This window comes from Paenibacillus sp. FW101-FHT12H11, from assembly GCF_058790355.1.
The window spans coordinates 1-15072 of the sequence record NZ_JBYTCO010000005.1 but is presented as its reverse complement, the minus strand read 5'-3'; the positions used below and the strand labels follow the sequence as shown (position 1 = coordinate 15072).

Here is a 15072-nt window from a genome sequence, read left to right as displayed (position 1 = left end):
TCTTGCTATTCATGTGCGAGCGAGCGGCCTCTTAAGAAGCTAATAAACAATAAAAGGATCGGCAAGCCCACAATGAAAATTGGGAAAATGTAAATGATCCATACCAACTTCGCGAAATCCAATAGACCTATGATATTCGCAGGTGTTAAGGAAATAACAAAAATGACAATCGCAACAAATCCGATGAGGATTCGCCAGTTCTTGACGCCTAGTAATTGCGCAGTTCCATAACTGTTAATAAACAAGTAAATGGCTAACTTGACGAAAACGCTGAAAATCCAAATAAACATGATCCAGACATCCATATTTTGAATGAACTCCAGATAATTAATAAATCGAACCATACTAAAGTACGGATAGATTAAGGTTGATCCGATCTTCGTTCCAAATGTCATAATAACAAAAATTGCCGTCAGAACAGCAACCAAGGATGAAACACAAATTGCTAGCAGTGCGGGTTTCAGCATCTTTTGCGAGTTCGCGATAAAAGGCGTTAACATCATGATCATCATAGACTCTCCAAGAAATGATGCGTTCACGAATGAACCCTTCAGAATTGGCACAGACCCTGAGTCTGCAAATACGGGTAAAATTAGTTCTGGATGTAAATTCGTTACATTTAATCCGAAAGTGATGAGAATGCCGATTAGCAGCAAGGGGCCGGCCATTTCACTGAAGCGAGCAATCGCTTCGATGTTACCCGCATAATTGATGTAGACCATAGCGGAGACCATCAAAATTGCAATGACCCAAATCGGTGTGTCGTGAAATAGAAACTGCTTAATAAATAAGGAGAATATTCGCAATATATCCGCAGATACTGAAAACCATACCATAATGTACAACGCAGCGATTAACTTTCCCACCCACTTTCCACACAGCTTCTGTGCAAACTCGACCAGTGTGTAAGCTGAATGCCGCTGGCTAATGAGGACTAGAATCAATGTCACAGCAATGCCAATTACGCCTGCCAATAGCAGTGATATCCAAGCATCCTGTCTGGCCGTCTCAATCGTAGGAGATACCGTGAGCCAAATACTCATTGAAATTTCTAATGTTGTGAACATCCAAAACAATTGCCAACGCGTAATTTTCACGTTCTATCTCCTATTCCCGGGATTCGCTTGCCAATATCCCCCGTATTCTGAATTTTCAACTTAACCGACACAGATACTTCAACAGTCGGGAATAGTTGATCCCATTTATCCCGAATTTCCTTCCATTGGTAAGGATGGTCTCTATGAATTTCCTCACCGAACCCAAACACATCTTGACCATGCTGTTGTTGCATTTTCTTAATTGTTGCTTCAACTTTCCTAGCTTTCATTTCATTGAGCTTACGCTCCAACGGAATACGCTCTGACGAAACGGAAATATCGATATCCGTATTGTTTTCAAGAACCCTCCCTGTTCCCTCCAGTTTCACGTAGGCTCTAATTTTATTGCCGTTGATTTCCGTACGAATGGATTTTTTTAGGTTAGATTCGTATAAAGATATACTGCCTTCCTCGGTTTCTTCGGTAAGAAATTGATCCTTTAACACGCCTTTCACCCAGAACAATTCCAGCGACTCTCTTCCGCTCACTTCTCCGACCATAGCCAAGTTTTTATTAAAAATGGCTACGGATTTCACTTCGATGATTTCATTTTTCTCTTGTTCATTGTTCGGCGAAATTTCAACCATCGGCATGGATGGCCGGATGCCATCCCTTCCAATATCAAGTAAGACGTCTCTTAATGCCGTGTCCCCTAACCGGCAAAACCGGTCTTGATCAACAGCCACAATCGCCGAGAACTGACTAAACGGACTATTGATTTTCAAAACGTCTTTTCCTTCTCCATTATTTACAACGAAAATATCCGTGCGCATTCGTGTATCGGTATTTCGTGTAAATTGATCCATAATATCAACCAAGCCTTTTTTTGCTAGCTTTTCGCCAATAAAAATAGACCTGCGGTGACCAAGAAAAACTTTCCTGGGAAGCTTGTCTTGAATTTGTTGTGTCAAATCTCCGATGGTAGTTCCGGAAGCTGTGAGGACAATGTTAGCCCTTTTTTCAGATCCCCCTCCGCCTTTACTGCTTTTAAAATCAGCAGGAACTGCAACCTGTGCGCTTTTGGTAAGTTTACCGTTCTCTGATAGATCTAGGGCAGTTCCTATCCAGAAAGCGTAATCATTAATTTCATTCCTATCCCAACAACCGGAGATGAATAGAGTTACTGTCAAAGACAGAATTAAACACAATTTCCTCATTGTTTTCGCGACGCTGATACGTATTTTCTATTCATGCGTATAAGCGTGTCCTTCCAGAATTTTTTTCCAAATGGCGTTACCGGGCTTAAATAAGGAACACCGAATGACTTCAGTGTCACCAGATGAATCATGACGAACATGATCCCGATGGCAACACCATACAAACCTAAGAATCCGCCCATTATGAGAAGTGGGAATCTAAGTATTCGATACGGCAATGCCAAACTATAGCTCGGAAAAGCAAACGATGCGATTCCTGTACCGGCAACGATCATGACAATCGGAGCTGAGATAAACCCCGCTTGCACGGCAGCTTCCCCGATAACTAGCGCCCCTACGATACTCACAGCGGAACCTATGGCTTTCGGCAAGCGGAGACCGGCTTCCCGCAATCCCTCAAACATCAGTTCCATTAATAATGTTTCAATCACGGTTGGAAACGGTATGCCTTCTCTAGATACCGATATACTAAGCATTAACGCTAGTGGAATCATTTGCGGATGAAACGTCGTAAGCGCAACATACACGGAAGGCAGTAAGCAAGACACAAGGGTTAGCAAGAAACGTATAATTCTGACTGCCGATACGTATAAGAAGCGTTCATAATGATCTTCTGCTGCTTGAAAGCCAGACCAAAATGTCATGGGCAGCAATAAAGCGTTCGGAGAACCGTCGACGATTATGGCTACTCTGCCTGCTAGCAGACTTGCGGATACGGTGTCTGGACGCTCTGTATTTTGGATTTGCGGAAAAAAAGATAAGGACTTATCTTCGATAAATTCTTCGATATAGCCAGAATCTAGCAGTTGATTCGTTTGAAAAGAATGAAGTCTTCGTCTGACTTCCTGAAGCAACTCCGGTTTCACTTGCTCTTCGATATAGGCCACGACAAAATCGGTATTGGTCAAATCTCCTGCTTGATGCATTTCGAACTTTAAGGTGGAATGGCTTATTTTTCTTCGAATCATACTCAAATTTGTTCTCAGATCTTCGGTAAATCCCTCACGCGGTCCACGAATCGATGCTTCATTCGATGGTTCATTAATTGCGCGTTGTTTGATGTCCGTCAGATCTGCCATATAAGCAAATGGCTCACCGTCTATAAAAATAGCCGTACAACCTTTCAAGACTTCTGCAACAATTTTTGATAATTGATAAACGGGTGTATACTGTGTCAGCCTAGTAAAATCGCGGCTCATCATACAGGCCGAAATAATCTGTTCCAATCGATCCGAGTCTGTCATTTCTTCAATATAAACGAGTAGAATATTCGAGTGATCCATCAGTTTTAACGGTCTAAATACGATATCCGAACAATTATGAAAAATATGCTGCAGCGCATCGTAATTCATCTGTACATTTTCGTGTACATCCGCAGGAATGCTCTCATCCATGCCACTTCCCCCCTTTCCTTAAGTCTCGGTTTATATCATGCGTGATTTCACGCCGTTTTATTCCATAAAATAGAAAAGAAGCCCTGCTCAGAATGACTGTAGCAGCGCTTCTTTCGTTCCGTTCTTAACTATCCGTAATCATCAAATTTAATGCTAAATTCTGCAAGCCGGCCAGGTAGTCCTCTCTCCAATTGCTCCTTAAGAGTTGAGGCAAATGTTCTTGCGGAATGTAGGCCGAGCTTCTAGCTGCAATCTTATCCAAAAGCGCTTCGTCTACTTCATCCTCACAGAAAACGACTGTCTGAGGGTTGATAATCGCAGTGAATGTGGCAATTAATCGTGCGATCGCATCAATCTGCCCCTCTTCAGCTAATAACATTCGATGGTTGCTGCCTCCATTTTTCAAGGCTTGCAGGAACGTCTTATTCTCATACTGGGGTACGAATGAAATTTCACCTGAGAAGAAGGTACTGCCCCGCACAACGTCGCCATTGATCATAATGCCGGACCCTGGTCCGTTCTGGCCGAAATATAGATAGATCAGCGATTCATTCTCTATCTCGTAGTTTGACGCATAGCCAAGCACCGATGCATTCATATCATTTTCAACCACGACCGGTATCTGAAATTTGGATTCGAACTCCCCTTTCAGATCATAGTTAAAGTACTGCTGATAGGGGGGGATAAAAATAATTTTGCCATTGTCGACCGCGCCTGGCACTCCAATCGCTATGGAACGAAGCCTTGGATATTTCTCAATCAACGTTTCAATAAGATCTCCCAGCAATTGAGCATCTTGTTGTATGACACTTGGTTTGGTCCCCTGCTCTTTGACCTCCCCAAGACAGTTGAATATCGAATAATTCGTTTCATTTTTCTCGATAAAAATGGCTAGTCCCAGCATGAACTCAGGATCATAGGTATACCGCTTTGCCCTCCTGCCTCCGCTGGAATCATCATCGCCGGAATAACGGATTTCTCCGTCCTTCTCCATTTGAGCAATAAATTTGCTAATCGTCGGAAAGCTGATCCCCAATCTCTGACTGAGCTCCGCTTTTGTTGCGCTTCCTAATAAGATGAGTCCTGCGCGAATACGGTAGATTAACGGTTCGTTTAGCTCTTTCGGCGTCTTGAAGACATTTGTCATATCGATCAGAACCTTTCCTATTAAAAACAATATCACTTATTAAATGTATTTAATAAGTTTAGGTTCATCTTATCAGAAGTTGCAAAAAAGGGCAATACGCCTCCTAACCTTTAATCCAGTCTTTTCCAAGCATGTTTAACCAATGAAATAGCTCCGCTAGCGGCAATCCTTCCGCGATGTGAAAGCGTTCTGTCTCTTTGTCATTTCCCCCCAATGCGACTAAGAATTGTGCCTCTTGAATATAACGGTGACGATAAAAATCACGTCCTTTAATTGCCACTTTATCCTTGTAGACCTCAACATACAGACCTTCGCTTTCTTCCGGGCCTAACGCCACTTCGCCGCCGTTGCCGTTGTTTGTCCATGGCTGTTGAACAGACGATGAATTGACCATGGTGAATCTATCCTTTACAAGTGTATCTGGGGATTTCAATTCCCAATGCGTGTGGCCGGAGAAGAAGATCACCTGCGGGTAACCCGACAATATTTTTTTCAATTCCTCATGCTGAACGATCGCTCTGTTATTCGTACAGCAGAAATGCGTGCCCGCCACACTATTGGGTAAAGGTTGGTGCAAAAAAACGAAAACCGGCTTACCGGCATCTACATCATCCCTCAACTTCGTGCTCAACCAGTCCAATTGCTTTTGGGATAAATAAGCATCTTCCAGATTCGCCTCATTGGATTGCCGATATTGCTCGGATCCAAGAAAAATGAAATGATACCCTTGAATGAACCTGTCATAGTAGACTTGTTTTTCACCTGTAAGCTGTAAGAATCGGGATATGGAAGCCTGCTCCGTCTCCTTATTTGGGAATAATTCTGCGCGCCATACTCGGTTTGGATCGAACCATGCTTGATAGAACTCATGATTCCCAATGGTCCAAGCCATGTTCTTCGGATGCGGATTTGACTTCACCAATTCATTTAATGCCTCATAGTCAGCTGACATTCCGTTTGTTAAATCTCCATTGATTACAAGCAAATCGGAACTCGGATTCAGAACGTTTAAGTCCTGCAGTGCGTCTGCAAACTTATCTTGAGACTGCTTATCCCATGACTGTACGTGTATATCGCTAATAACGGGGAAGGATAGTCTAGGCTTCTCCTCATCTTTAACATTGAGGGGAACAGTGAATAAAGCAAGCGATAACCCAACTTTCAATAGTCCTATTTTCACGCCTACCACACTCCATTTCCTTCCATGATGAATTCCGATATGAATTACCATAACGTTGGAATGTCAACAGGGAATTTGGTGCACCTTAAGGTTATATAAACAACCTGAGGTCTCTTTACAACATTTTCACACAACTCGATAAGATCCGACCTGAGCTACAGGGAAACATGACTCTGTATAAAAATAAAAAAAGCTTGATTTCTCAAGCTTTTTCCCGATGTTGTTATTTTTCATCCTTTCGTGGCTTGCAGCGAGAATGTGAGGGGAATATGGTTAGCGGTGTTTTTCCATCGCCACCATCCGTCCTCGCCTTGTGCCATGAAAGGGAATCGTTGGTTGTTCCCATACGGAAACTCATGAAGATAATCCAATCGCAGGTCAGCAGCAATCAAGGCATTCAGTATATTGCTGAAACTGTAGCTCCAGACATATTCAACACCCTGCTGATTGGCCGCTGGATCAGAATGTGGAACAATTCCCTCGATTCGAAGGGGCTCTTCCGTGTGAAAGTAAGGATAGCGTGTGAGCAATTCGGTCGCATCGGTAGCATCATCAAAGACATTGAGAAACGGATGCTCCTCCTGTAAGTACAAGATCCCGCCAATACCCGTTCATTTAGGAGGAAGCATTTATACCGCCTTGCGCCCAAGGCTGCGTTGTTGTCGTTAACTCTTCTCCCGACTCGATGGAAGCCTGCATCATAATAGACAAATAATGATCCTGCATGGCCTCTTCCAACCCATAGCATTCCGGCCCACCTTGCAGATAGTCCGCCATCTTATTTAAACTCGTAGCGATAGCAATCTCATCATCAGATAATCGGCTGGGAACAAATGGATTTTCATATACCCATTCATCATTAGCTGTAATGCCTCGGTGATAATAGCCTTCAAGGTTCCCGTTATGGCCAGTATCCATTCTTCGAAGATCACCGTATATCGGTGTTTTGAAATCCCGTAAATACCGGAACGTTTCGTCTGTTAGTTCTCCGCGGTTTCCACGAACGAGTATACGATTTTTGCGAACCCAAGAAAAGTACTGGTCTCCAGTAAAATCAAAAAGTGCCAGCTTATTTCCGAAGGAAAGAGTAACGATATCTTGGACAGAATCAGCCATGATTTCACTTTCGGGAGGTCCATTACGCCCAGGGCCTTTCACCAGATTCGACGTAAATCTCTGTCCCATGATGACGGCATTCTCGAAATCAATGCCCAGCAGCTTGCGTATCAAACTGATACCATGATAACCGTGCGCAGCTGAGACTTGCGCTTGAGAAATGTCGCCCAGTTTACCGGATCTCACAAAAGCAATTCGCGCAGCATGCATCGGCTGATACAAGTATTGTTCAGCTACCTGTACGCGTCCTTTCAGCTTTTTCAGCGATTCGTACAAGTCGATCATAGTAGGAATGTCCTTAGCTGGAGGCGTCTCTGACAATACGGGAATTCCCCGCTCGGCCAGTTCCAGTGTGCAGACGGGCGCTGCTTCCCATGGAACGCATACGACCGCGAACTGAAGTGACCCGCTTGAAGCGAAAGAATCCATATCCCGATAGGTTTTCACACCCCACTCCTTTTCAATCTCCTTGCCGCGTTCCTCGTCACGGACTAGCATCGCCCGGACGGCGAAATGCTTGGGCAGCGCTTTGGCAATCCGCAAATAAAAATCGGCTCTCCACCCTCTGCCGACAATACCGAATTCTATTAATGACATGGCCGTTCTCCTCTCTTTCGTTAAATGCCACTAAGATAATAGGAAAGTGACATGTTTTGCTAGATTTTATTTTACTAAAGGATCTGCCGTTCATACAAGTGCGCAGCCCACCCTTGCGCTTCATAGCGTCCACAAAACGCAAATCCCTCACGGGAATAATATCTATTGAGTGCCGCGTTATCTCCCATACAATCAAAGCGTATCCAAGATTTCCCTTGTTCTTTGATATAGCTTTCCGCCCAATTGAGCAGCCGCGTGCCAATGCCCATGCCTGGATAGTCCCGAGAGACCGCCAATCGGTGTACATAGCCAGCATTTTCATGGTGCTGTTCTCTCCAGATCTCTTCGTCCCTCCATTGAATGGAAAAGCAGCCGACGGGCTCTCCATCCATGTGCGCCACAAAAAACTCATCCTGTTGAATCAAATCGAACACATACGCTTGTGAAAACCTCTCCTCTCGCCACTGTATAAAGCCCTGCGTCCGCTCAATCCACCTTGCGGCATGTACCAAAAGCTCTCGCACTGACTCAGCATCTGCCAGTTCTGCTCTGCGAATGTCCAGTTTGCTCTGCCAGAGGTACTCCAACCGTGCTGCCGTTTCCATCGCCAATGCTTCTCCGAACAACCTGGCTACAACATGTAACGCTGCATCGAAACCTGTAGTTACACCGCCCGACATGACAATTTTTCCGTTATCCACATACCGTACATCCTTCACAACCGTCGTACCTGGAGAAAGCATGCCTTGTAAAAGGTCGTACGCCATCCGGTTCGTTGTCACGCGAAGCCCCTCCAATATATCCACTTTCGCCAGCAACAAGGCACCGGTACATATCGAAAGCACAATTTCAGCGTTGTTCGCCACCTCTCGCAACCAATTGATCAGACGTAAATTATTTATTTCTGTTCGGGCTCCCCACCCTCCAGGCACGATGAGAATATCAATGGCTGGGCAAGTATCAAAGCTAAAATGTGGCGTGATCGTGATGCCGCTAACGGTAGTCAGCGGAGTAGCCTTTTCGGCTACCGTAAAAACGTGAAAATGACTACCCAAGTACCCGGCTACCCCAAATACATCATGGGGACCGGTAAAATCCAACGTATCTACCTTATCGTACAGCACAACTCCGACATGCCTTGTCCTCTTCATCGACATCATCTCCTCAGAAATAAAAAGAGCACTTGACCCAATGGATCAAACGCTCTGCCCAGGCGATCGGCTATATGCCATATGCGCTCCCCCGTAGTCCTCTACGTTTCGCCAGTTACGCATACCATAATTTCCCTTTATTATACAAAGGAAAAATAAAGGCGTCTAGATGAAGAGGAAGATTATTTTCTGGGATTATTTAATTGGAACTTTGAATATGACTAATAATCCAATAGCGAATAGTATGGAAATCGCATACGTAAGGATTGGCCGACTAAAATGTAAACGAAGCATGGGGAACGTGATGATATTGAACACGACGGAATACTGCATGGTCCAGCCATGAAAATGTTTGATCGCTCCTGTAAACATGTAGATGACCTCAATGAGGGAATAAATGACGACCCATAATCCTATCCATAATGCTGCCTTCGCAATTCCTTTGGGGTATAAACCAAGAAATATCAGCGTTGTAGCTGCAAATGCAGCCAAACAGCATATTTCAGTCCCTATCGTACTATCAATTGGCGGCATGGGTTGGTGCTGCCATAGCGGGTAATCTTTTGTCAGCAGAACATAAAATACGTCTCCAAGCAAGAAATATAACATTGTTGCATGATATTTTTGCCAATTTCTCCAGTCTCCCCAACGCCATGCCGAAAGGACAGATAATACAGCCATAGCAATGAAAATCATCCGAATACCCCATACAATTGGATCGTTTTACTTTTTATAATCCCCTAATGCATGTATAGGTATTCAGATTTCCTGCACGTCCGATTATAATACGTTTCTCTCCCTTTCACGAATCCATGCAGTTGCAAGCAGAATAGCCCCTCTAGCTGCAGCTGTGTCCGCTAAGTCATTGAGCATAACGAAATCATGGATTGTACCTTGGAAGCGTACAGCTGTTACCCGAACCCCGGCTTCTCTCAGTTTATTCGCATAGGCTTCTCCTTCATCCCTTAGTACATCTGCTTCAGCCGTAATCACAAGTGCTTCCGGAAGTCCTTTCAGTTGTTCCATGGAAGCTCTTAATGGTGAAGCGGTTATTTCCGCTCTTTCCCCTGGATCAGTTGTATACTGGTCCCAGAACCATTTCATAGCATCCTGGCGAAGGAAATATCCTGTTGAAAAATCTTTATAAGATTCCGTCTCAAACGATGCATCAGTGACTGGATAAAAGAGAACCTGCTTGCGGATCCGAGGGCCGCCGCGCTCTTTGGCTATTAAGGTAATGGCAGCGCTCATGTTACCACCGACACTATCCCCTGCAACTGATATGTTGTCGGATTGCAGTCTCTTTTCATGACCATGCTCGGCAACCCATTTTAGAGCTGTAAAAACTTCTTCAATTGCAACCGGGTATTTTGCTTCGGGCGACAGGCTATAGTTTGTAAAAACAACCGCGGATTGAGACCCAACCGCTAATTCTCGAACTAATCGGTCATGCGTATGGACATTTCCGAAGACCCAGCCTGCGCCGTGGGTGTAGAGAATCACAGGTAGAGAAGCCGTGATGTTTTGTGGACGAAAAATGGTTAGGGAGATGTCCCCTTTGGGCCCTCCCGGGATTGTTACATTCTCGACGTCAACAGGCGGCTTTGTTATGGGGCCGTCTTGAACTTCGTCAACGGCTTCCCTTCCTTTCTTCGGTCCTAAATCAAAGAGAAATGGTGGATTAGCTGTAACTTCTACGAAATCTTGAGCGGCTTGTTCAAGTACGATTTTCTTTTTCATTTTGGAACCACCTTTCATTTGGTTTCATTTTGTGGTCCCAATTTATTAACCCATTTGAGGGGAATGTAATCTGTTTGTTTGTAAATCCTTAAGCGGGGAACTCATCGATTATTTCAATAACTTCAATTTTTCCATTAATCAAAAGCTCCGGAAGTTCGTTGCTCACATTCCCCTTCCAGTATTCTCTAGCTTGTTCAATTTTTAAGGAAAAAGGGATCGCATCCTCCTTAGGCAATAGATTTCCATCGCCCTCAAAGTAACTTCCATTAACCCGAAGCCTAACAATTTGCAAAACTTTCCGATGATAGGATTCAAAAATGTTTTTCCATTTCAAAGCGTCTTCATAACTTTTCGCAGCATATAAACATGTCAATCTTGAAGGATACTCAGGGTACTCTTGAAGTCTAACCAACTCAACTAGTGCTTCTCTAATAGCTCTAATTGTTTGCCCTACATACTTAACAGCTACTTCTGCATTTTCTTTATCAAGTTTCAAGCCATCATTAGTGTAATGATCATTGAAAATTTGAATAAAGTCTTCGCCTTTGGCATTTAATTGTTCTTTTTCAAAAAAGAAACGGTATACTGTGTTTTTCTGGTCACGATCAAAATTGATTACTTGCCCCAGAGCCATCTTATTCCCAGTAACAATGTGATAAACATCCGAATCATTCATTCTCCTATCCTCCGAATACTGCTGTTCTTATGTTTCAGAAGCCACGTATATAATTCTTGATTGTTATACGTCTCTTCCATAACTTTATGGCTGTGACCCAGTTCGGAGTAGTACGTCGCTCTGATGTTTCCACCTGTCTTTGTTATCGATCTAACCATATCTTCTGTCCCGGATACTCGAACAACATCATCGTCCACACAATGAAATGCCCAAATGGGTATATCCTTTAGTAGATTTACCTGTCCCGGCTCAAACCACCCTGAAATCGGCACTATGGCTGAAAAAAGTTCAGGTGCTCTTGAAGCAAAATCCCATGTTCCGTTCCCGCCCATACTAAATCCAGTTAAATAAACTCTCTCAGCATCTACAGGGTAATTCATGATCATTTCGTCTATCAGAGCTTTAACAGCATGGAATTCTTGTACCCAATTAGAGCCTGTAGGACACTGCGGGGTAACGATAATAAATGGAAAATCGCTTTTTCCTTCTGCTATCCAGGTAAGTCCATAGTTATTTAATAAACTAATATCTTCACCACGCTTCTTAACACCATGCAAAAACACGATTAAAGGGTATTTTGTGTCTCGGTTTATTCCATCATCATATGGAAGGTACAATTGATAATTCATATTCACTTTCAAGGGAATGTCTTCGCTAAAAGTATGATTGGATACAGACATTGTGAAACCTCCTACTTTAAAATCATTTACAATTAATTCCTTCATAATCGTCTATATCCTTCTGCGAATTTTTTTGTGAAATAAAAAAGCCGCAATATACGCGGCAGTTCTTAAAAATAATTTCAACTCTTACGTTTCCGTCATAATGCCGCCATTCACATGAAGCACCTGCCCCGTCACAAAGGACGAATCGTCTGAAGCCAAATAAATGTAGGTCGGTGCAAGCTCAAAAGGTTGCCCAGCACGTTTCATCGGTGTTTCCATACCGAAAGTTTTCACATACTCCGCAGAGTAGCTGGATACGATAAGCGGTGTCCAGATTGGGCCTGGAGCTACGGCATTTACACGAATTCCTTTACTCACTAATTGGAGAGATAACGATCTTGTAAAGGATACGATCGCACCTTTGGTTGATGAATAATCGACAAGCAGCGGAGCCCCGGCATAAGCAGTAACAGAAGCCGTAGAGATGATCGTACTTCCCGGCCCCAAGGAAGGAAGTGCGGCTTTCGCCATATAAAATAGCGGAAATATATTCGTACGGTATGTGTCTTCCAGTTGTTCATCCGAAATATCCAGAATGCTTTCCTGCGGGAATTGAACCCCTTGATTCAATACAAGCGTATCCAACCGGCCATAATGCTCTAAGGTCTGTTTCACAACCGCTTTAGCGGCCAGTGGCTGTCTTAAATCGCATTCAATCAACAAACATCGACCACCGTAATACTCAACCATTTGCTTAGTTGCATGCGCATCTTCTTTTTCATACAAATACACAATGACTACATCGGAACCTTCTTTTGCAAATCCGATTGCCACAGCACGGCCAATACCACTGTCGCCCCCTGTAATGATCGCAACTTTGCCGGCTAACTTACCGCTTCCTTTGTAAGAAGGGTTATCGGAAATTGGGATTGGGTTCATCAAATATTCTAATCCGGGCTGTACGTTTTGATGTTGAGGTGGAAAGGTTAACGGCTGCAGACGGCATCGTGTCTCATAACCGAAATAAGGATACATGGGTATCATGGCGAATCCTCCCTGCTCTTCTTTGTAAGATAGGGTATTCGCCTATTTAACCATTGGTGCCATTTCGAAAAATAGGACCGCAGTCAAGCGCCCCCGCTTTCCAATCTATCTTATTTTACGATTGAAGAGCTTGGTTCCACTGCACGTTTCAAACCTATCCATACCGCGCCAATGAAGACTAATCCTAGAAATGCTAAACCGCTGGTCAGGAACAAGGGTTTTAGATCCGTATCCGAATAAAGTCTAGCGCCAATCACAGGTCCTACCGCCATCCCCAAATAACGAACCAGATTGTATATGCCAATTGCAGTCGCGCGCTCCTCCGGAAATTGTTCAGCTAGAATGGTCACAGGAAGCGACACGGTCAACCCCATTGCGAAGCCAAATAAACAGACATCACCAATTAACATCGGCAGAGAAAAGTGTGCTGTTAAAGCAAACAAGATGACTGTACATGATTGTAACAAAAATGCGAATACTAAACTCGGTTTATTACCTAGCTGATTCCGCATCCAGCTTCCGATTTTAATACTAATAATGGTGGAAGCGGACATAGCCAATAGGATGACTCCAATTTTACCTGCGGCCACATGATAAAGATTCCCTAAGATATGCGGTAGAAATACGATATAAACTAAATACACAACGCTTTGTGCAAAACCATAGATCAAGACGACTGCACTAAGATGATTTTGAAAAATCACACCGAATGATTTCAAAGCAAAAGGCTTAGCTGTCGCTCCCTGAGGTTTTGTTTCAACCAATAGTTTCATGTTGGCTAGCAATAACAATCCTATGATAGCTGTTAAAAAGAGAAACACGCCTTGGTATCCATATTTCTCTCCGATCATACCACCGAGAAGCGGACCAACGGCAGGCGCTAGGAGCAGCATTAGCTGATAAGTCGCCATCCCTTTGGCTAATTCATTCCCACGGAACATATCGCCGATAACAGCAGCTCCAACCACTGGAATGGCTGCTGAACCAATACCCTGAAGGACGCGGAACACAAGAAATAGACCGATGGAATGGGAAAAAGCGCATCCTAAGGACGCTACCGCGTAAACAATTAATGCCGGTATGAGAATTTTTTTTCTGCCTCTTGTATCGGCTAATGAACCAAATATGACCTGCATGACAGCCAGAGCAACCAGAAATAAAGAAACAGTCAAGCTCATCATGTAACTGGTTGTGTGTAAGTTTTTCTGCATTTCGGCCAGTAATGGTGTATATAAATTTTGCCCAAGAGATCCGGCAAAGGCACTGAATCCGATCACGTACAAGATTAGTCTGAGTTTCATTAATATCATCTCCTCTTTATTATTTGACTGACAATCAGTCAGTTATCTTATTGCTTTCTCATTATATTGACTTGCAGTCAGTCAGTCAATACAATAATATTAGCGATTCAACGAGAGGAATGAAATCCGTGGCAAGAGTATCCAAAAAGCCGGAGATTCGACGGCAAGAAATGATAGATGCTTCTTTAGAGCTTTTTAGCAGTAAGGGTTATGAACAAACAGCTGTTAGTGATATCGTCAAAAAATTAGGAGTTGCCCAAGGGACATTTTATTATCATTTCAAGACAAAAAGCGACATTATGGCAGCTATTATAGAAAGCTTGGTCACCGAAAAAGTGAATACGATCAGCGCCTTAACCGATAGCAAACTGACGACGGAAGATAAACTCCATAAGATCATTTGGGGAGAAGAACCTGGTGAGGAAGAAAGTAAGATGCTTGAGTTCCTGCATCACGAGAATAACGCATTTATTCATCAAAAGGTTCTTGTACAGACAGTCCAGCAAAGCGTACCCTACGTGATCCGCATATTGGAGCAAGGGGTGACGGAAGGTATTTTCCGTGTTCAGCACCTGCAGGAAACCGCGGAAATTTTGCTCATGGGCATTCATTTTATGTTTGATCCAGGCATTTTCACATGGTCTGAGGATACGCTGAAGCTTAAGAAGTTGGCGTTTCAACAAGTCGTGGAGCGAATGCTAGGAGACTCCTTTGCCTTTTCTCAACGATGAAGAGGCTGTCCCAAAAGTAACTACTAAATAATTACCGTGACAGACTCAAGCATTGGAAAAAGTGAAAATTTGGATA

The 15072-nt window shown here is 43.5% G+C and carries 15 protein-coding genes and 1 riboswitch; of the genes, 1 reads left to right on the top strand and 14 read right to left on the bottom strand.

What is annotated here, in order from left to right; translation table 11 throughout:
• Positions 1 to 5: 5 nt before the first annotated feature.
• From AC3WTJ_RS16715 to AC3WTJ_RS16650, 14 genes are all read right to left on the bottom strand, one after another.
• Positions 6 to 1097, bottom strand: coding sequence for a GerAB/ArcD/ProY family transporter (locus AC3WTJ_RS16715; protein WP_492522730.1), 1092 nt, complete (start codon positions 1095 to 1097; stop codon positions 6 to 8).
• The gene (locus AC3WTJ_RS16710; RefSeq protein WP_492522729.1) at positions 1094 to 2254 is read right to left on the bottom strand and encodes a Ger(x)C family spore germination protein; all 1161 of its coding nucleotides are present in this window, start codon (positions 2252 to 2254) and stop codon (positions 1094 to 1096) included. The genes AC3WTJ_RS16715 and AC3WTJ_RS16710 overlap by 4 nt, the downstream gene beginning before the upstream one ends.
• Positions 2251 to 3648 (bottom strand): spore germination protein, encoded by a 1398-nt coding sequence (locus tag AC3WTJ_RS16705; RefSeq protein WP_492522728.1) that lies wholly within the window; start codon positions 3646 to 3648, stop codon positions 2251 to 2253. The genes AC3WTJ_RS16710 and AC3WTJ_RS16705 overlap by 4 nt, the downstream gene beginning before the upstream one ends.
• 124 nt (positions 3649 to 3772) lie before the next feature.
• On the bottom strand, positions 3773 to 4795 hold the full coding sequence (locus tag AC3WTJ_RS16700; protein ID WP_492522727.1) for an ROK family transcriptional regulator: 1023 nt from the start codon (positions 4793 to 4795) through the stop codon (positions 3773 to 3775).
• A gap of 103 nt (positions 4796 to 4898) precedes the next feature.
• Positions 4899 to 5975 carry a metallophosphoesterase family protein gene (locus AC3WTJ_RS16695; protein WP_492522726.1) on the bottom strand — a complete coding sequence of 359 codons (1077 nt, stop codon included), beginning with the start codon at positions 5973 to 5975 and terminating at the stop codon, positions 4899 to 4901.
• 230 nt (positions 5976 to 6205) lie between these two features.
• Positions 6206 to 6568 carry a hypothetical protein gene (locus AC3WTJ_RS16690; RefSeq protein ID WP_492522725.1) on the bottom strand — a complete coding sequence of 121 codons (363 nt, stop codon included), beginning with the start codon at positions 6566 to 6568 and terminating at the stop codon, positions 6206 to 6208.
• A gap of 22 nt (positions 6569 to 6590) precedes the next feature.
• A complete protein-coding gene (locus AC3WTJ_RS16685; protein WP_492522724.1) occupies positions 6591 to 7688 on the bottom strand; it encodes a Gfo/Idh/MocA family protein in 1098 nt (365 codons plus the stop codon).
• Between the two features lie 74 nt (positions 7689 to 7762).
• Complete coding sequence (locus AC3WTJ_RS16680; RefSeq protein ID WP_492522723.1) at positions 7763 to 8839, bottom strand: GNAT family N-acetyltransferase; 1077 nt, start codon at positions 8837 to 8839, stop codon at positions 7763 to 7765.
• A 49-nt stretch (positions 8840 to 8888) separates the two neighbouring features.
• A riboswitch (ZMP/ZTP riboswitch) is annotated at positions 8889 to 8968 on the bottom strand.
• A 66-nt stretch (positions 8969 to 9034) separates the two neighbouring features.
• Complete coding sequence (locus AC3WTJ_RS16675) at positions 9035 to 9535, bottom strand: CBO0543 family protein (protein WP_492522722.1); 501 nt, start codon at positions 9533 to 9535, stop codon at positions 9035 to 9037.
• Positions 9536 to 9619: 84 nt separating this feature from the next.
• Positions 9620 to 10579, bottom strand: a complete 960-nt coding sequence (locus AC3WTJ_RS16670) for an alpha/beta hydrolase (protein ID WP_492522721.1) — start codon at positions 10577 to 10579, stop codon at positions 9620 to 9622.
• 88 nt (positions 10580 to 10667) lie between these two features.
• Positions 10668 to 11255 (bottom strand): DUF2441 domain-containing protein, encoded by a 588-nt coding sequence (locus AC3WTJ_RS16665; RefSeq protein ID WP_492522720.1) that lies wholly within the window; start codon positions 11253 to 11255, stop codon positions 10668 to 10670.
• Positions 11252 to 11980, bottom strand: a complete 729-nt coding sequence (locus tag AC3WTJ_RS16660; RefSeq protein ID WP_492522719.1) for a carboxylesterase family protein — start codon at positions 11978 to 11980, stop codon at positions 11252 to 11254. The genes AC3WTJ_RS16665 and AC3WTJ_RS16660 overlap by 4 nt, the downstream gene beginning before the upstream one ends.
• Positions 11981 to 12064: 84 nt before the next feature.
• Positions 12065 to 12964: an SDR family oxidoreductase gene (locus AC3WTJ_RS16655; RefSeq protein WP_492522718.1), complete on the bottom strand. Its 900-nt coding sequence runs from the start codon at positions 12962 to 12964 to the stop codon at positions 12065 to 12067.
• A gap of 110 nt (positions 12965 to 13074) precedes the next feature.
• The gene (locus AC3WTJ_RS16650; RefSeq protein WP_492522717.1) at positions 13075 to 14265 is read right to left on the bottom strand and encodes an MFS transporter; all 1191 of its coding nucleotides are present in this window, start codon (positions 14263 to 14265) and stop codon (positions 13075 to 13077) included.
• 128 nt (positions 14266 to 14393) lie between these two features.
• Between AC3WTJ_RS16650 and AC3WTJ_RS16645 the strand changes: the two genes are divergently transcribed.
• Positions 14394 to 14996 carry a TetR/AcrR family transcriptional regulator gene (locus AC3WTJ_RS16645; RefSeq protein WP_492522716.1) on the top strand — a complete coding sequence of 201 codons (603 nt, stop codon included), beginning with the start codon at positions 14394 to 14396 and terminating at the stop codon, positions 14994 to 14996.
• Positions 14997 to 15072 lie beyond the last annotated feature (76 nt).